The 18,233-nt window shown below is 67.2% G+C and carries 13 protein-coding genes and 1 pseudogene; 7 read left to right on the forward strand and 7 right to left on the reverse strand.

Annotation, left to right across the window (positions count from 1 at the left end):
- Window positions 1–72: 72 nt before the first annotated feature.
- The 3 genes and pseudogenes from SB764_RS19635 to SB764_RS19645 form a co-directional block, all read right to left on the reverse strand.
- Window positions 73–975 (reverse strand): annotated as a pseudogene (locus SB764_RS19635) (acyl-CoA synthetase); the annotation flags it as partial.
- Window positions 976–1,145: 170 nt separating this feature from the next.
- Window positions 1,146–2,930 (reverse strand): AMP-binding protein, encoded by a 1,785-nt coding sequence (locus SB764_RS19640; protein ID WP_410864467.1) that lies wholly within the window; start codon window positions 2,928–2,930, stop codon window positions 1,146–1,148.
- 52 nt (window positions 2,931–2,982) lie between these two features.
- A complete protein-coding gene (locus SB764_RS19645; RefSeq protein WP_321904535.1) occupies window positions 2,983–3,696 on the reverse strand; it encodes a hypothetical protein in 714 nt (237 codons plus the stop codon).
- Between the two features lie 496 nt (window positions 3,697–4,192).
- Here SB764_RS19645 and SB764_RS19650 point away from each other — a divergent pair, with 496 nt between their 5' ends.
- The 4 genes from SB764_RS19650 to SB764_RS19665 all read left to right on the forward strand — a co-directional run bounded on the left by SB764_RS19650 (window position 4,193) and on the right by SB764_RS19665 (window position 6,526).
- Window positions 4,193–4,453 (forward strand): phosphopantetheine-binding protein, encoded by a 261-nt coding sequence (locus SB764_RS19650; protein ID WP_065059035.1) that lies wholly within the window; start codon window positions 4,193–4,195, stop codon window positions 4,451–4,453.
- 41 nt (window positions 4,454–4,494) lie between these two features.
- Window positions 4,495–5,220: a 3-oxoacyl-ACP reductase FabG gene (gene fabG / locus SB764_RS19655; RefSeq protein WP_065059036.1), complete on the forward strand. Its 726-nt coding sequence runs from the start codon at window positions 4,495–4,497 to the stop codon at window positions 5,218–5,220.
- 36 nt (window positions 5,221–5,256) lie between these two features.
- Entirely contained in the window at window positions 5,257–6,048 is a 792-nt protein-coding gene (locus SB764_RS19660) for a glycosyltransferase family 2 protein (RefSeq protein ID WP_321866482.1), read from the forward strand.
- A 193-nt stretch (window positions 6,049–6,241) separates the two neighbouring features.
- Complete coding sequence (locus SB764_RS19665) at window positions 6,242–6,526, forward strand: cupin domain-containing protein (protein ID WP_065059038.1); 285 nt, start codon at window positions 6,242–6,244, stop codon at window positions 6,524–6,526.
- A gap of 28 nt (window positions 6,527–6,554) precedes the next feature.
- On the opposite strand, the gene cobA is transcribed toward SB764_RS19665, so the two are convergent.
- The gene (gene cobA, locus SB764_RS19670) at window positions 6,555–7,334 is read right to left on the reverse strand and encodes a uroporphyrinogen-III C-methyltransferase (protein WP_321904556.1); all 780 of its coding nucleotides are present in this window, start codon (window positions 7,332–7,334) and stop codon (window positions 6,555–6,557) included.
- Window positions 7,335–7,997: 663 nt separating this feature from the next.
- On the opposite strand from cobA, the gene nirB reads away from it, so the two are divergent.
- Genes nirB through SB764_RS19685 form a run of 3 tightly spaced genes read left to right on the forward strand, consistent with a single transcriptional unit; the run spans window position 7,998 to window position 15,277 of the window.
- Complete coding sequence (gene nirB, locus SB764_RS19675; RefSeq protein WP_410864736.1) at window positions 7,998–10,589, forward strand: nitrite reductase large subunit NirB; 2,592 nt, start codon at window positions 7,998–8,000, stop codon at window positions 10,587–10,589.
- A gap of 39 nt (window positions 10,590–10,628) precedes the next feature.
- Window positions 10,629–10,979, forward strand: a complete 351-nt coding sequence (nirD, locus tag SB764_RS19680) for a nitrite reductase small subunit NirD (RefSeq protein WP_065059039.1) — start codon at window positions 10,629–10,631, stop codon at window positions 10,977–10,979.
- A 56-nt stretch (window positions 10,980–11,035) separates the two neighbouring features.
- Window positions 11,036–15,277, forward strand: coding sequence for a molybdopterin-dependent oxidoreductase (locus SB764_RS19685; protein WP_410864470.1), 4,242 nt, complete (start codon window positions 11,036–11,038; stop codon window positions 15,275–15,277).
- A 379-nt stretch (window positions 15,278–15,656) separates the two neighbouring features.
- On the opposite strand, the gene SB764_RS19690 is transcribed toward SB764_RS19685, so the two are convergent.
- The 3 genes from SB764_RS19690 to SB764_RS19700 form a co-directional block, all read right to left on the reverse strand.
- Window positions 15,657–15,884 carry a hypothetical protein gene (locus SB764_RS19690; protein ID WP_237181923.1) on the reverse strand — a complete coding sequence of 76 codons (228 nt, stop codon included), beginning with the start codon at window positions 15,882–15,884 and terminating at the stop codon, window positions 15,657–15,659.
- Between the two features lie 157 nt (window positions 15,885–16,041).
- On the reverse strand, window positions 16,042–17,013 hold the full coding sequence (locus SB764_RS19695) for a sensor domain-containing diguanylate cyclase (protein WP_065059042.1): 972 nt from the start codon (window positions 17,011–17,013) through the stop codon (window positions 16,042–16,044).
- Window positions 17,014–17,211: 198 nt separating this feature from the next.
- Window positions 17,212–18,135 (reverse strand): LysR family transcriptional regulator, encoded by a 924-nt coding sequence (locus SB764_RS19700; RefSeq protein ID WP_410864472.1) that lies wholly within the window; start codon window positions 18,133–18,135, stop codon window positions 17,212–17,214.
- Window positions 18,136–18,233: the final 98 nt, after the last annotated feature.

The raw sequence follows: 18,233 nt of genomic DNA on the forward strand, positions 1-18,233 counted from the left end.
GGAAGTCTCCTGGGCGGTCAGGCTGGCCGAGGCGCGGCGCGTGGCGCGCGTGGCGCGCGTGGCGTGCGCGTCGCGTGCGACGACGCTGTCGGCAGAAGCAGGCGCGGACGCAGCCGCATCGCCCGCAGGCTTGACCGTTTTCCAGAAATCGAAATAGTTGAACCAGTTATAGGGCGCCGCGCGCGCGTACTTGTCGAGCAGCGAGACGTAACGCGCGAGCGCGGCGTCGATGGCGGCGCGGCGCGCGTCGCGCGGCGTGTGGGTGAAATCGGCGACCACTTCGAAGTGCACGTCGTAGCGGTTGCCGCCGCGATAGAGCCCGGTCATGAACAGCACCGGGCGCTTGAGCATCGCGGCCATATAAAGCGGGCCGAGCGGGAACGGGGCGGGTTCGCCGAGAAACGCCATGCGGCGCATCGTGGCGGCGTCGTCGGCGAGCAGCGTGCGGTCGGCCAGCATGCCGACCATGCAGTTTTCGTCGAGACGCTGCTTCACCTTGAGCATCGAATCGATCTGGCCGAGGCCGATCACTTCCGGGCTCGCGGCGGGATTCACGGCGGCCAGCGTCGCGTTGATCTTGCGCGCGTTCTCTTCGAACATCGTCACCACCACGCGCAGACGCGGGCGCGTGCGGCCGAGCGCGCGCACCACTTCGAAGCTGCCCAGATGCGCGCCCATCAGGAACGCGCCGCGTCCGCCCGAGAGCGCTTCGTCGACGAGCTGCTGGCCGTGCGGGCGGATGTCGAACAGGTCGAAGCGTCCGTGCATCAGATAGATGCGATCGTGGATGGTGGTCGCGAACGTGAAGACGTGACGCCAGCAATCGCGCCATCGCGGCGCACGGTTGAGCGCGCGGCGCAGATAGTCGCGCGAGGCGCTGCGCGCGCGCGGCGAAAACAGCACGTACCAGGCGGCGCACAGATAGAGCAGGGCGCGTCCGGCGGGGCGGCCGAGGCGCAGCGAGAGCCACGTCATCACGCGCAGCAGCAGCGCGCTGCCGCGCTCCTCGCGTTGTGCCCAGTCGGGGCGCGCGGGTTTGGCGGTCGCGTTCGGGGCGGCTTGATCCGCTTGCTGATCCGCTTGATTCGATGCAGCGGATGCGGTCGATGCGGTCGTTGCGTTTGCGTCCGGCGGCAGGTTCGGCGTCATGGCGCGGCCTCCGCGTGGACCGACGGCACGGCCAGCGTGCCGCTCGCCACATCGCGCTCGCCCGCACGCACGGTGAAGCGGATCGCGCCGCTCGCGGCGGCGTCGAAGGCGAGGTCGAGCGCTTCGCCGGGCGCGGCCGGGCTCAGGAACTTGGCCGCCGAGAGACGCCAGGTGTCGAGCGGCTGGTCGAGCGCGGCACCGATGGCGTCGATGGCGCGGTCGAGCAGCACCACGCCCGGCACGATCGGCTGGCCCGGAAAATGGCCCGGCAGCGCGGGATGATCGGCGCCGATCGTGAAACGCAGCGCGTGCGCTAGCGTTTTCGCGGGCGCGGATTCACAGGTCGATGCCGACGGAGACCCCGACGCCGCAGCGCGCGTATGACGCGCGGCCAGCGCCGCGAGCACGTCGCGCGGCAGCTTGCCGGTTTCGTTGCGCGGCAGCGCATCGACGAACACGAGCGGACGCGGCAGGAACGCGGCGTCGATCCGTTCGCGCAGCGCGCGCTGCAACTCGGCTGCGTTCAGCGAAGGCGCGACTACCAGCGCGACGAGGCGCGTGATTGACGTGTCGGCAGTGTCGGCGGCGTCGCCGGGCATGAAGAACACGCCGTCGGTCACGCCGGGAATCGCGTTGAGCTGATGATTCAGATACGCGAGCGAGGTGCGCTTGCCCGCGATATTGACGAGGTCCTGCTTGCGCCCGTGCAGCAGGAAACGCTGCGCGTCGAGCAGTTCGAGCGCGTCGCCCATCGGCACGGGTTCGTCGAGGTGGCCGCCGCTGGCCCAGAACGTGGTGCTGTCTTCCTGATCTTGCTGTTCGTCGTCGCGCGCTTTCAGGGCGTTCAGCCGGATGCGCGGCAGCAGTTGCCAGACCGCGCCGCGCGCGGTGCGGCGCGTGGCGATCTGGCCGGTTTCCGTGCTGCCGTAGATTTCGATCAGCGGCGCGCCGAGCCGCGCTTCGGCTTCGCACGCGAGCTTTTCGGCGAGCGGCGCGGTCGCGCTGAGCACGAGCGCCGCGCGCGGCAGCGGCGCGTCGCTGGCGAGCAGCGTGCGCAGATGGATCGGCGATGTGACGAGCACGCGCGGCTGCGGCACGGCGTCGAGTTCCGCGCGGATGTCGGCGGCGTAGAACGGCTGGCGGCTGCTGAAGGCGAGGCCGCCGATCAGCGCGAGCAGCACCGTCGATTCGAAGCCGTACATGTGCTGCGCGGGCACCGTGCCGACCAGCGTGTGGGCGGCGGCATCGTCGCCTGTCAGACCGAGACTCTGCGCGGAGGCGCGCACGCCGTCGACGAGGCAGCCCCATGTCTTGCGATGCGGCACCGGCGCGCCGGTCGAGCCCGAGGTGAAGACATAGGCCATGACGCGCGCGGCGTCGATCTGCGGGACGACGAAGGCGTCAGTGCTGTCGCGGCAGTCATGGTTAGTCAGATTTGCTGCGGCCGTGTCGGGATATTGAAAGCGCGGCAGGGCGATCGCGCAGTCGGGCGAGTCGTGCAGGCAGAAGGTATCGGGCGCGAAGGCCGCGAGCTGACGGACCGTTTCCGGCGTGTGGTTCGAAGGCAGCAGACTGATGCGCCGCGCGACGAGCGCCGCGCACAGGCTCACCGCGAAGCGGTAGCGGTCGCGGCAGACGTTGAACACGTGGCCGCCCGGCGGCAACGCGGCGGCCACGTGTGCGACGTCGGCGAGAAAGCCGCGCACGGTGACGGGCGCGCCATCGCGCCAGGCGATGACCTGGCGGGGCGAAGCGTGAAACAGCAGCGGATGAGTCGGCATAAATCGGTTGATGCGAAAACTTCGGCCAGCAGCGCGGCTGCCGGCCCGTCGTTCAGGGCGTGGCGCGCGCGCGGTACGCCCGCACCGCGTCGAGCATGCGGGCGCGCGGTTCGTGCGGCAGCGCCAGCGCGCGGCAGGCGTGCTCGGCGGCAAACATCGCGCCCACCAGCGGCAGCGCGACGTAGTTGGCGAAGGTGGCCCAGGCGACGATCGGCGCGAACGCGAACATCAGCGTCGACACAGCGGCGATCGCCACGAAAAACAGCGTCCACGCGAGCGTGATGCGGCGCGTGTAGCGCACGATCGCACGCGGCAGCGGACCGCCGCCGCGCATCGTGCGCGCGAACTGCGTGCACAGCGGCTCGCGCCCGGCGGCCAGCGTGCGCCCGAACAGCAGCGCCAGCCCGAGGTTGAAACTCACGTGTTCGAGATACAGACCCCATTCGAAGTGATAAGCAAGCGGCGTGCGCGCGCTCCACAACGCCCCGACGGTCAGCGCCCAGAGCGGCAGCAGCCAGGCGCGGCGCGGCGATCCGGCGGCGGCGCCCAGCGCGAGCACGAGCGGCGGCAGCAGCGCCATCGCGAGGCCGAGACCCGCTTCGCCGGGCGTGGCCACCGCTCGATGCGCGAGCAACTGGTACGCGATCACGCCCGCCACAGCCAGACCCGCGCGCACGACGCCCAGCGCCGCTTCCCTCGGGGAGCGGGCGCTGTCCGGACGGCGGTCCGGCGAGGGCGCGGCTGGCGCGTCGGTGCGGCGTGACATCGGGTTCCTTATCTTCAAATGGTAGTGGGCGGCGGCTTCGGCGGCGCTATTTTCCATGCCGGAAGCCGTCATAGATATGACAAAAACGGGCCGCAAACAGCCTGCAGGCGGGTGGCAGCCGTATTTTAGGGTGGCGGCGTAGCGCCGTCCGACAAGGCACCGGCAGGTTTGTAACCGTTTGTATGCCTCTGTGCAAGCCGCGACCCCGCTCCGATCGGCGCGCGTCCAATGCCGTGCAAGCGTCTGCGGCGGTCGTGTCCCAAAATTGCGGGTGAGACGGTTCGGAACGTCTGTAACCTTTCGGCGGGCGACACCGTATACGCCCCGATACCCATCGTCTAGAATCCGCGTAACTTTTACCAAACGATCCCTAAATCGGGCAGGCAGAGCGGGGTGAACGCGCCTGCGAGGCAAGCGGCGGCGCGGACGATGTCCCGTCCGGCGCGCCCCCGACGGGACGCAACCGCGGTACGACCGCGACACGATACGCACGCCTATGAACGCTCTCGAACATGAACTGGCCGCGCTCATCGTCGGCGAACTGAATCTCGAAGACGTCTCGCTCGACGACGTCACGGCCGAAACCCCGCTCTATGGCGAAGGCTTCGGGCTCGACTCCATCGACATCCTCGAAATCGCGCTGCTGATCTCGAAGAAATACGGTTTCGAGCTGCGCTCGGACAACCCGGACAACGAAAAGATCTTCGCGACGCTCGGCGCGCTGGCGGCCTACGTCGACGCGCATCGCGTGCGCTGATCGCACGCGCCACGCGACCGACGAACCACAGGAGAGAGCCGATGCGCGCACTCGTGACAGGCGGCAGCGGAGTGATCGGCCAGGCGATCTGCGACGCCCTGGCCGCGGCGGGGCATGAAGTCTGGGTGCACGCGAACCGTCAGCTCGCGCAGGCCGAGGCCGTGGCGCAGCGCATCGTCGCGGCGGGCGGGCAGGCGCGCGCGATCGCGTTCGACGTCACCGACGCCGACGCCACCGAAGCCGCGCTCGCCCCGCTGATCGACGACGCCAACGGCGGCCCCGTGCAGATCCTCGTCAACAACGCGGGCATCACCGCCGACGCGCCGATGGCCGGCATGTCGCGCCAGCAGTGGCGCAGCGTGATCGACGTGTCGCTCAACGGCTTCTTCAACGTCACGCAGCCGCTTCTGCTGCCGATGATCCGCACGCGCCACGGGCGCATCGTGAACGTCGCGTCGCTCGCGGGCGTGATGGGCAATCGCGGCCAGGTCAACTATTCGGCGGCCAAGGCCGGGCTGATCGGCGCGACCAAGGCGCTCTCGCTCGAAGTGGCGTCGCGCGGCATCACCGTGAATGCGATCGCGCCGGGCGTGATCGAGTCGCCGATGGCCGAGCGCGCGTTCCCCGCCGAGCGCCTCAAGCAGATCGTGCCCGCGCAGCGCGCCGGCAAGCCGGAGGAAGTGGCGGCGATGGTCGCCTATCTGGTCTCCGACGCCGCCGCCTATGTGACCGGCCAGGTGCTGTCGATCAACGGCGGTCTCGCCTGATCCGGCGCGCCGTCCCAACCACTCCGTTCCCGTTCCATGCAAGCCGACGTTACTTCCACCCCGCCGCGCGCCAGCGCGACGCATCTCGTCCTGATTCCGAGCTACAACCCCGGCATGAAGGTCGATGAGACGGTGCGCGCCGCGCGTGCGCACTGGAATCCCGTGTGGGTGGTCGTCGACGGCAGCACCGACGGCAGCGCCGAACGTCTGCAGGCGATGGCCGCGCAGGACGACGGCCTGCGCGTGATCGTGCTGCCCGCCAATCGCGGCAAGGGCGGCGCGGTGCTCGCGGGCATCGAGGCCGCCGCGGCGCAGGGCTTCACGCACGTGCTCACGATGGACTCCGACGGCCAGCATCCCGCCGACCTGATCCCGCGTTTCATGGCCGCTTCGCAGGCGAATCCCGAGGCGATGGTGCTCGGCCGCCCGAAGTTCGATGCGAGCGCGCCGCAGCTGCGCGTGCAGGGCCGCCGCGTGTCGAACCTGCTCGCCGACGTGGAAACGCTGTGGGCGGGCATCGGCGATTCGCTGTATGGATTCCGCGTCTATCCGATCACGCCGCTGCGCACGATCATGACGCGTCTGCCGTGGATGCGCCGTTTCGACTTCGATCCCGAAGCCGCCGTGCGGCTGTGCTGGGCGGGCGTGCGGCCGATCCAGATCGAAGCGCCGGTGCGCTATTTCAAGGCCGACGAAGGCGGCGTCTCGCACTTCAACTATGCGCGCGACAACCTGCTGCTGTCGTGGATGCATCTGCGGCTCGTGGCCGGTTTTGGCTTGCGCCTGCCGGGGCTGGTGGCGAAGCGCGTGGTGAGCGGCGGGCGCTGAGTTTTATTCGGCATGCTGATGAATTGAGTCGCGACGGTTTTGCGTTGGTCGTGCGTTGGTCGTGCGTTTCATGCGCGCGCAACTGTGCTGGTCGGCGCGCACGCACTGTCACTTTGCGAGAAGGCTGGCTGGCCTGAGAATCGGCGCACGGGATCATCCGATCGTCGTCCGATAACAACATCAGGAGCGCCCCATGAGCCGTCCGCAAGCCGTCCCCACCGTGCAGGTCTCGAATCCGCGCGCCATCGTCACCGAATGGCGCTTCGCGCCCGGCGCCGAAACCGGCTGGCACGTGCACGGTCACGATTACATCGTCGTGCCGCAAACCGATGGCGTGCTGCTGATCGAAACCCGCGACGGTCCGCGCGAGAAACCGCTCGTTGCGGGGCAGAGCTACGCGGGCTTGCAGGGTGTCGAGCACAACGTCGTCAATGCGTCGCCGCGTGAAGTGGTGTTCGTCGAAGTCGAGATCAAGTAAGCGTCGATGTCGCGCTCAGTGGCGATGCTCACGCGCGGCGCAATTGCGGCAGCGTCGCCGCAGCATTCAGCGCTGCAACATCCGTTTCACGCGACGCGAAAGCCAGCGCCTCGCCAATCGCCTCGCCGACCAGAATGATCGCCGGACTGCCGAGCCCGGCGTCGCGCGCGAGCGCCGCGATCGTGCCGAGCGCGCCCGTTACGCGGCGCTCGTTCGCGCTGCCCGCCCACTGCACGACGGCGGCGGGTGTGGCGGGCGAGAGCGCCTGCGCGAGCGTCGCGCACAAGCCCTCGATGCGGCTCATGCCCATGTAGATCGCGAGCGTCATGCCGGTGGCCGCGAGCGCGCGCCAGTCGGGCTCGCTGTGATCGCGCAGATGCGCCGTCACGAAGATCACGCCCTGGCAATGATCGCGATGCGTGAGCGAGACGCCGAGTCCCGCCGCCGCCGCGAACGCCGACGAAATCCCGTTCACGATCTGCACCGGAATGCGCGCGCGATCGAGCGCCGCGAGTTCCTCGCCCGCGCGCCCGAACAGCAGCGCGTCGCCGCCTTTCACGCGCACGACATGCGCGCCTTTTTTCGCGTAACGCTGCATCAGGCGCTCGATAAACGCTTGCGGCGTCGAGCGGCAACCGCCGCGCTTGCCGACCTTGATGACGCGCGCCTGCGGAGCGAGCGTGGCGATCTCGGGATTCACGAGGTCGTCGATCAGCACGACGTCCGCGCTCGCGAGCGCCTTCGCCGCTTTCAACGTCAGCAGGTCGAGGTCGCCCGGACCCGCGCTCAATAAAGTGACCTTGCCCATCGTGCCGATGGCGTTCCGGTTCGTCATGTCGATCATCTCGATTGCCCAATAAAAAACGGCGTCCGCTCGTCGTCGATGACGAGGGGACGCCGTTGTCCTGAGTTCTGTCCATCCTGCGAGGGCGATGCGTCGCGTGCCAGCATCGCGCGACGCGCCCGGCATCGTTGCCGTTCGTATCGACTCGCACGCGCTAATCACGCAAGTTCCAGACCAGCGCGCGGTGCACTGCGCCCGCATGTCTCGTCGATGCCTTTCTGCGCGCATCGCACGCGCCCGAAACCTTATGCGCGGCATCGACAGCGCACTAACGCGAAGCCGGCCCATTCATGGCGACAGCGCACAGCGACTGTGCTGCACGGCACCAAATCTGTGCTCCGCTGCATCACGACGCGTCAGGCCGTTGCGGTGCGCCGCCCGCGAGCGATCACGTGAAAAGCCCGCTGCACGGGGCTTTCGCGCTGCGCGCACGAATTGGCACAGCGCTTGCATAACGATCGTCGACAGGATCAACGGCGATCCGGCTGCGCAGCAGCAGAGCAGTGCAAATCGATTGAATTCAGGGCAACGGCGTCCCCCGAGTCTGGCTTATTGCAAGCTGGCTTCGCGGGACGCCTTTTTATTTGGTGCACAAGCATGACGCAAACTTCGCTCGCAGTGAACGGTCTGAACGTCGTCGTCATTGGCCACGGCATGGTGGGCCATAAATTTCTCGAGAGCGTGCTCGCCGAAAGCGCGAACGTGCGCGTCACGGTGCTCTGCGAGGAGCCGCGTCCGGCCTACGACCGCGTGCATCTCTCCGAATTTTTCGCGGGCAAGAGCGCCGACGATCTCTCGCTCGTCGCGCCGGGCTTCTTCGAACGCGACGAGGTGCGCGAGCGCGTGCGTCTCGTGCTCGACGCGAAAGCCGTGTCGATCGATCGCGAAGCGCGCACCGTGAGCGTGTCGAACGGCGAAACGCTCGCGTACGACAAACTCGTGATCGCCACCGGTTCGGTGCCTTTCGTGCCGCCGATCGACGGCAACGATCGGGCGGATTGCTTCGTCTATCGCACGATCGACGATCTCGAAGCGATGCAGGCCCGCGGCGCGAGCGCGACCACCGGCGTGGTGGTGGGCGGCGGCCTGCTCGGTCTCGAATGCGCGAAGGCGTTGCGCGATCTCGGCCTGCAGACGCATGTGGTGGAATTCGCGCCGCGCCTGATGGCCGTGCAGGTCGACGACGACGGCGGCCGCGTGCTGCGCGCGAAGATCGAGGAACTCGGCGTGACGGTGCACACGCAGAAGAACACCACGGCCATCGTCGACGGCGAAAGCGCCGCGAATCGCATGGTGTTCGCCGACGGCACGCACCTCGACACCGACATGATCGTGTTCTCGGCGGGCATCCGTCCGCGCGACGAAATCGCGCGCGCCTGCGGGCTCGACGTGGGTCCGCGCGGCGGCATCGCCATCGACAATGAGTGCCGCACGAGCGATCCGCATATCTACGCGATCGGCGAATGCGCGCTGTGGCAAGGGCAGATTTTCGGCCTCGTCGCGCCTGGTTACGACATGGCGCGCAACGTGGCGAAGACGCTGGCGGGCGAAGCGATGGGTGAAGCGGCGGCGGCGCGCTTCGCGGGCGCGGACATGAGCACCAAGCTCAAACTGATGGGCGTGGATGTGGCGAGCATCGGCGACGCGCACGGCAAGACGCCGGGCAGCCGCGCCTATCGTTTCGCCGACGAACGCCGCCAGGTCTACAAGAAACTCGTGGTGTCCGAATGCGGCACGAAGCTGCTCGGCGCGGTGATGGTCGGCGACGCGAGCGAATACGGCACGCTGCTGCAAATGATGCTGAACGGCATCGCGCTGCCGGAAGCCCCCGAATTCCTGATCCTGCCGCAAGCCGACGGCAGCGCCAAGCCCGCGCTCGGCGTGGAAGCGCTGCCCGACGGCGCGCAGATCTGTTCGTGCAACAACGTCTCGAAGGCGCAGATCTGCGCGGCCGTGCGCGATGGCGCGACCAGCATCGGCGCGATGAAGGCCACGACCTGCGCGGGCGCGTCGTGCGGCGGCTGCGTGCCGCTCGTCACGCAGATCATGAAGTCGGAGATGAAGCGTCAGGGCCTCAGCGTCAACAATCATCTTTGCGAGCACTTCCCGTATTCGCGCCAGGAGCTGTATCACATCGTGCGCGTCGAGCAGATCAAGACCTTCGGCGCGTTGCTCGCGAAGCACGGTCACGGTCTCGGTTGCGATGTCTGCAAGCCCGCGGTGGCCGGCATTCTCGCCTCGTGCTGGAACGAATTCGTGCTCAAGAAGGAGCACGCGAGCCTGCAGGATTCGAACGACTACTACCTCGCCAACATCCAGCGCGACGGCACCTATTCGGTCGTGCCGCGCATGCCGGGCGGCGAGGTCACGCCCGAAGGGCTGATCGCCGTGGGCATGGTGGCGAAGAAGTACGGCCTCTATACGAAGATCACGGGCGGCCAGCGCGTGGACCTGTTCGGCGCGCGTGTCGAACAGTTGCCACTGATCTGGGAAGAACTGATCGACGCGGGCTTCGAATCGGGACACGCCTACGGCAAGGCGCTGCGCACCGTGAAGTCGTGCGTCGGCTCGACGTGGTGCCGCTACGGCGTGGGCGATTCGGTCGGTCTCGCAATCGGCCTGGAGAACCGCTACAAAGGCCTGCGCGCGCCGCACAAGATCAAGTTCGGCGTCTCGGGCTGCACGCGCGAATGCGCGGAAGCGCAGGGCAAGGACGTGGGCGTGATCGCCACGGAAAAGGGCTGGAATCTGTATGTGTGCGGCAACGGCGGCATGAAGCCGCGCCACGCCGAACTGCTCGCCGCCGACCTCGACCGCGACACGCTGATCCGCTACATCGACCGCTTCCTGATGTTCTATGTGCGCACGGCCGACCGCCTGCAACGCACGAGCGTGTGGCGTGACAACCTCGAAGGCGGCCTCGATTATCTGATCGACGTGGTCGTGCACGACAAGCTCGGTCTCGCCGCCGAACTCGAAGCCGAGATGCAGATCGTGGTCGACACCTACGAAGACGAATGGAAGGTCGCCGTGACCGATCCGGCTACGCGCCGCCGCTTCCGTCACTTCGTCAACAGCGATGCGGGCGACGCGAACGTGACCTTCGTCGAAGAACGCGGCCAGATCCGTCCGGCCACGCTCGAAGAACGCAAGGGCATGCCGGTGCGTGCGCAGTACGAAGGGCTGGCGGCGATTCCCGTCGTCGCCGAAACGATGTGACGTGGCGGTTTTCGATCAACAAATAACGAGGAATCCGAAATGAATGCCATTCTTCAGCAAGACGAAACCTGGGTGTCGATCTGCCAGCTCGACGACATCGTGCCGAATACCGGCGTGTGCGCGCTCGTGAACGGCGAGCAGGTCGCCGTGTTCCATATCGACGACGGCGCGGCGCGCGTGTTCGCGATCGGCAACTACGATCCGAACTCGAACGCGGCCGTGCTCTCGCGCGGTCTCGTCGGCAGCCTGGGCGAGCGCATCGTGGTGGCGTCGCCGATCTACAAGCATCACTTCGATCTGGAAACCGGCGAGTGTCTCGAAGTGCCGGGTAGCTCGGTGAACGCATTCGCCACGCGCGTGGAAAACGGCCAGGTGTGGATTTCGGCCTGATTTTCACGCAGTTTTTCTGATTCGCCTTTTCACTCACCAAGCCGATCCGAACGCGCATGAGCAGCCCGAAGTCCGCGAAATCCGTCAAGACCGTGTGCCCCTACTGCGGTGTGGGCTGCGGCATGATCCTGCAGGTCGAGGATGGCGCGGTCACGAAAATCGCCGGCGACGCCGAGCATCCGACCAACTTCGGACGGCTCTGCACGAAGGGTTCGTCGGCGCACGTGGCGCTGCGCAATTCGGGGCGTCTCGAACGCGCGTTCGTGCGTCACACGCGCGACGCGGACCCCGTGCCGCTGCCGATCGCGCAGGCAATCGCCGACACGGCCAGGCGGCTGCGCGCCACGCTCGACGCGCACGGCCCCGACGCGCTCTCGTTCTACGTGTCGGGCCAGATGTCGATCGAGGCGCAGTACCTCGTCAACAAGCTCGCGAAGGGCTATGTCGGCACCAACAACATCGAGTCGAATTCGCGGCTGTGCATGGCGAGCGCGGGTAGCGGCTACAAGCTCTCGCTCGGCGCGGACGGCCCGCCCGGTTCGTATCAGGACTTCGACAAGGCCGATCTGTTCTTCGTGATCGGCGCGAACATGGCGGACTGCCATCCGATCCTGTTCCTGCGCATGATGGACCGCGTGAAGGCGGGCGCGAAGCTGATCGTCGTCGATCCGCGCCGCAACGCGACCGCCGATAAAGCCTCGCTGTTCCTGCAGATCAAGGCGGGCACCGACCTCGCGCTGCTCAACGGCCTGCTGCATCTGCTGCACGAAAACGGCCACACGGATAGCGATTTCATCGCGCAGTACACGCAGGGCTGGGACGAGATGCCCGCGTTTCTCGCCGATTACACGCCCGACAAAGTCGCGGACATCACCGGCATCGCCGCCGACGACATCCGCCGCGCCGCACAGATGATCGGCGCCGCGCCCGAGTTCATGACCTGCTGGACGATGGGCCTGAACCAGAGCACGCACGGCACGTGGAGCACCAACGCGATCTGCAATCTGCATCTGGCGACGGGCAAAATCTGCCGTCCGGGCAGCGGGCCGTTTTCGCTCACGGGCCAGCCGAACGCGATGGGCGGGCGCGAGATGGGCTATATGGGTCCGGGCCTGCCGGGTCAGCGCTCGGTGCTTTCCGAGGAAGATCGCGGCTTCGTCGAGGACGCCTGGTCGCTGCCGCGCGGCACGCTCACGACGAAGCTCGGCGGCGGCACCATCGACATGTTCGAGCGCATGGCAGCGGGCGAGATCAAGGCGTGCTGGATCATCTGCACGAATCCGGTGGCTTCGGTGGCGAACCGCAAGACCGTGGTGGCCGGTTTGCGCGCCGCCGACCTCGTGATCGCACAGGACGCCTTTCTCGACACCGAAACCAACGCCTACGCCGACGTGCTGCTGCCCGGCGCGCTCTGGGCCGAGGCCGAAGGCGTGATGATCAATTCCGAGCGCAACATGACGCTCATGCAGCAAGCCGTCGAGCCGCCGGGCGAGGCGTTGCCCGACTGGGAGCTGATCGCGCGCGTGGCCTGCGCGATGGGCTATGAAGACGCATTCGGTTACGCGAGCGCGGCGGAGGTTTTCGATGAAATCGTGCGGTTCTCGAATCCGAAGACCGGCTACGATCTGCGCGGCGCGAGCCACGCGAAGCTGCGCGAGACGCCGCTGCAATGGCCGTGCGCGCCCGCCGATGCGCAAGGCGCGCACAACGAGCGCAATCCGCTGCGCTATCTGAACGACGGCGTGAGCCAGACCTTGCGCGAAAACGCCGACGGCACGCGTCCGCGTCTCGCATTCGCCACGCCGCATGGCAATGGCGTGTTCTTCGCGCGTCCGCACGTCGCGCCCGCCGAACTGCCCGACGGCACTTTTCCCATCGTCTTCAATACGGGACGATTGCAGCATCAGTGGCACACCATGACCAAGACCGGCAAGGTGGCCATGCTCAACAAGCTCAATCCGGCGCCGTTCGTCGAGATTCATCCCGAGGATGCGAGCGCGCTCGGCATTGCCGCGAAGGATCGCGTGGAAGTGCGTTCGCGGCGCGGCCGCGTCGTGCTGCCCGCCGTCGTCACCGATCGCGTGATGCCCGGCAACTGTTTCGCGCCGATGCACTGGAACGACGTGTTCGGCGACGAACTGTGCGTGAACGCTGTCACCAACGACGCCATCGACGCGATTTCCCAGCAGCCCGAACTCAAGTTTTGCGCGGTCGCACTGACGCGCGTCGAAGCCGAACCGGCGCCCGCGCCCGGCACCGCTGCACCCGACGCCGAACCGACTCCCGAGCGCGCCGCCGCTCCACTGCTCCAGGAAAGCACCATGTCCCGCGAAGTGACTCACGACGGCGCGCGCCTCGACGCGTTTGCGAATCTGTTTGGCCTCGGCGAGCTGGCCGCGCCGGCGCTGAACGAAACAGAGCGGCTCTGGCTGGCGGGTTTCGTCGGCGGCCTGCGTGCATCGCAAGCGCGCGGCGAGGGCGTGCCGTCCTTGCCCGCGCATGCGCCGTTCGCGCCCGCCACGCGTGCGTGGGTCGACGGCACGCTCGCGGGCTTGTTCAGCGGCGGCGCGCCGGCCGAGCTGGAATCGGCACACACTGCGCACGCGCAGAGCGGCCTGCACGCGCTGCAAAGCGACAAGAGCGCGGCCGTGCGCATCGCGCATGCGCGTCCGAAAGTGACGCTGCTCTGGGCGTCTCAAACCGGCAACGTCGAGTCGCTGGTCGAGCGCTACGCGATGCAATTGATGGAGTCGGGCTTCGAGATCCGCGCGACCTGTATGGCCGATTACGCGCCGGAGACGCTGGAGAAAGCGCAGTACGTGTTGCTGATGACCAGCACCTTCGGCGACGGCGACGCGCCCGACAACGGCGAGTCGTTCTGGGCGGCGCTGAAGGCGCTGAAGGCGGATAGCGCGCCGCGCCTCGCGTCGCTGCGTTATGCGGTGCTCGCGCTCGGCGACCGCAATTACGATCAGTTCTGCGGTCACGGCCGCAATCTCGATGCACGTCTGGACGCGCTCGGCGCGCAACGTCTGATGGCGCGCGTGGATTGCGACAGCGAGTATCAGGAAGCCGCCGACGCGTGGCTCGAACGCGTGGTCCAGCGCATCAAGGAAGAGGATGCGGCGCTGCACGCGGTGCCCGCGGGCGGTGCGATTCCCGAGGCGCTGCCCGGCAGCGCGCCGACGAAGGCGCGGCCCGCCGCGTCACGTTTGATCGGCAACGTGCGGTTGAACATGAAGGGCGCGTCGAAGGATACGCGCTACTTCTCGCTCGCGACCGCCGAAGCGGGCCTCGAATACGAAGCGGGCGACGCGCTCGGCGTGTGGCCGACCAACTGCCCGGCGCTCGTCGACGAACTGCTCGATCTCACGCATCTGCACGGCGACGCCTCGGTGGACGTGCCGGGCGCGGGCACGATGCGTCTCGCCGATGCGCTCGCCACGCACTACGAAATCGCGCGTCCGGGTCCCGATGCGCTGGCCTTCGTCGCCGCGCGTGCGAAAGACACGGGGCTCGCGGCGATGCTCGGCGAGGAGCGCAAGGGCGACCTCAAGCAGTGGCTCTGGGGCCAGCAGCTCGCCGACGTGTTGCACGAATATCCGGTCGAACTCTCGGCGCCGGAACTGATCGGCATGCTCAAGCGTTTGCAGCCGCGTCTTTATTCGATCTCGTCGAGCCCGAAGGCGCACGCGGGCGAAGTGCATCTGACTGTTTCGGCCGTGCGCTACAACAATGGCCGTCGCGAGCGCAAGGGCGTGGCGTCCACCTTCCTCGCCGATCGCGTGGCCGAAGGCAGCGTGCCGGTGTTCGTGCAGAAGAGCACGCACTTTCGTCCGCCGCGCCACGGCGATACGCCGATGATCATGGTCGGCCCCGGCACGGGCGTCGCGCCGTTCCGCGCCTTCCTGCACGAACGGCGCGCGCGCGGCGACTCGGGCCGCAACTGGCTGTTCTTCGGCGAGCAGCACGCGGCCACCGACTTCTACTACCGCGAAGAGCTGGAGCAGATGCACGACGACGGTTTGCTCAATCGCCTCGATCTCGCGTTCTCGCGCGACCAGCAGGACAAGATCTACGTGCAGGACCGCATGCGCGAGCAGGGCGCGCAGATGTGGGCGTGGCTGCAAGAGGGCGCGCATCTCTATGTTTGTGGCGACGCGAGCCGCATGGCGAAAGACGTGGATGCCGCGCTGAAGTCGGTGGTTGCGCGCCATGGCGGCATGAGCGATGAAGCCGCCAGTGAATATGTTGGGCAGATGGCGCGCGAGAAGCGTTATGTGCGGGATGTGTATTGAAGGGGGGCGCGCCTGAGCAACGCCGTCGGGGCGCATCGCCCGTGCGCCTGGCCCCCAACTTCGTAGTGCATCAATTCGCCGCCGCCTGGCTTCGTGTGCACCAGATTAGCCCACACGTGATCGTGCGGCCCGATGCCGGGGACATCGTGCCCGAATTCGCAGAGGGCGGTGCATTCGCGGCTGTGGCGCGCAAACATCGCACGCTTCGTCAGCGTGCCGCTCGCACTCGCGCCGGTCACACTGCATGGCGGCGCGGCGCGCGCGCCAGCGTGAACGCTCAAGCAGGCGGCTCGCGCATTCACGCGGCGCCTGCTGGCGACGATGGAGGAAGCGGGCCTGAAGCGCGCAAAAGCCGGTATTTGCGCGCTGCAAACGCGGATTAGCGCGCGCGGTTACGCCAGATTTCGTGACCCGCGCAGATGGCGACGAACACGCCCAGGAGAATAGCGCCCACCGAAGCCGACTGAACGTCGGCATTCGCGGCGCTGTCGTTGCCGATCGCGCGCAACCAGAGTCCGGCGCCCGCCGCCGTGGCGGCAAGTCCAACGGCCAGGCCGGTCGCGGCCAGCATCGTGCGCTCGCGCGCTTCGTGTAGTGACTTCATCATCTCGATCCCCGACTCACGTACTCAGTAATCACCGAAAGCAAGCAAGTAGCGTGCCCCGTGTGATGACGATACGCCGTCGGAAATCGCTCGACATCTGCAAACAAAAATAGCGCCAGCGAAAAACATGCGAAAAACGCATGAAGGGCGAGCGACGCGATTAGCGACGCTCGCTGCCCGTCGCGCGCTTCTGCTGATACATGGAGGTGTCGGCGCGCACCAGCAAGTCGTCGATCGAGCCGTCGAAGTCGCCGCCGCCCGCCGCGTTGCCCACGCTGCAGCGCAGTTCGTAGGGCTTGCGCGCCGTGCGGTTGAACACCTCGAGCTGCGAGCGGATGCGTTCGATGGCGTGCAGCGTGCCCGCTTCGTCGGCGTCGCCGAGCAGGACCGCGAACTCGTCGCCGCCGAGCCGCCCGATCACATCGCCTTCACCCAGTGCGGTCAGCATGATCGTTGCGAACGCAACGAGTGCGCGATCGCCTTCGGCATGACCGTAGGTGTCGTTGATCTGCTTGAAGCCGTTGAGGTCGAGGTAGAGCAGCGAGACCGGCTGCTGCGCGCTGCGGCGCATGCGCAGCGATTGCTCGGCGAGTTGCTTGAAGCCGCGCCGGTTCGAGAGACCCGTAAGCTCGTCGGTGGTCGCGAGCTGCGTGGCGGCGATTTCTTCCTGCGCCATGTCCGCGAGATCGCGCAGCACGATGCGTTCTTCGTCGTCGAATTCGCGTGGCCGGTCGTCGATCAGGCAGAGCGTGCCGATGCGCATCTGATGCCCGGCCGACAGCGGACAACCTGCATAGAAGCGGATGTTCGGCGCACCGGTGACGAGCGGGTTGTCGGCGAAGCGCACGTCCGTTCGCGCGTCGCTGACGAAGAAGAGGTCGTCGCCGAGAATCGCGTGGCCGCAGAACGAGACGTCGCGCGGCGTTTCGGAAACGTCGAGGCCGGGATGCGACTTGAACCATTGACGCCGCGTATCGACGAGCGTGACCGCCGCGATGGGAACGTTGAACAGTCGTCGTGCGAGGCGCGTAATGCGATCGAAGCGTTCCTCGGGCTGGGTGTCGAGTAACTGGAACGACCGCAGAATTTCCACACGCTCGGCTTCGTTTTCCGGTGCAGAAGGTCGAAGCATGGATGAGGGCGAAGTGAAGAAAAGAGAGTTTCGATTCTAACGCCAGGCGTACGCGGAACGCGAGTTATGTGCCGGCGCAATGTTCGCATGATGCGCGGATCGGGTGCAGCGCGGCCTTTCGAAATGACTGCACCACGGCTGCATCCGCAAGCAGGATCGAATGCTGGACGAATCGCTTAAATCGCGTTGTTCGCACCGCTAGGCCGCGGCCGTGGCGCGAAGCGATTCGCAGGTTTCGAACAGCAACGCGCGTGCCCAGCGCCGCGCTGGATCGCGATGCGTGCGTTCATGCCACGCGGCGGTCTTGGTGAAGCCCGGAATTTCCAGCGGCGCGGGCAGCACGGCGAGACCTTCGGCGCGTTGCGCGAGCCGCTGCGGGACCACGGCGATCAGATCGCTTGCGCGCAGGATTTCGGGCAGCACGAGAAAACTCGTGACCGAGAGCGCGACGCGGCGCGCGCGGCCATGCTGCGCGAGCGCTTCGTCGGTGACGCCGTGAAAGCTGCCGCCCGTGTACGACACCAGGGCGTGATCGAGCGCGCAGAAACGCGCGAGCGTGATGCGTCCGCGCGCGGCGTCGGGATGATCGGCGCGCATCACGCAGACGTAGCGTTCGTCGAACAGACGCCGCGCGTGCAGATCGGCGGGCGTGCTTTCGGGCGTGACGAGCGCCACGTCGACGTCGCCGCGCGCCAGTTGCGCATGCAGCGACGGGTCCTGCACCAGCACCACGGCCACGCGAATGCCCGGCGCTTCGCGACGCAACACCGCGAGATACGGCGCGACCACGGCCTGCAGCGCATAGTCGGTGGCGGCGAGCGTCAGCGTGAAGTCGGCGCTCGCGGGATCGAAGGCTTGCGGCGTCAGCAGCGTTTCCACTTCGCCGAGAATCTGCTTGAGCGGCGCGACGAGTTCGAGCGCGCGCAGCGTCGGCGCGATGCCGCGTTGCGTGCGGATGAACAGGGGATCGTCGAAGGCTTCGCGCAGGCGCACGAGCATGCCGCTCACGGCGGGCTGCGTGAGCGCGAGACGGCGCGCGGCGCGCGTGACGTTGCGTTCGTCGAGCAGGGCGTCGAGCGCGCGCAGCAGGTTCAGGTCGATTGTCCTGATATCGGCGGGCATGATTTCAGATTGTGGAAGTCATCGAAATGAATGATTTCAGCATAACGGCTTGCGCGGCTGACGTCCAGTGCGAGGCGTCGGCGGCATCGTTAATCGAT

Source organism: Paraburkholderia sp. SIMBA_027 (assembly GCF_046535315.1).
Lineage (GTDB): Bacteria > Pseudomonadota > Gammaproteobacteria > Burkholderiales > Burkholderiaceae > Paraburkholderia > Paraburkholderia tropica.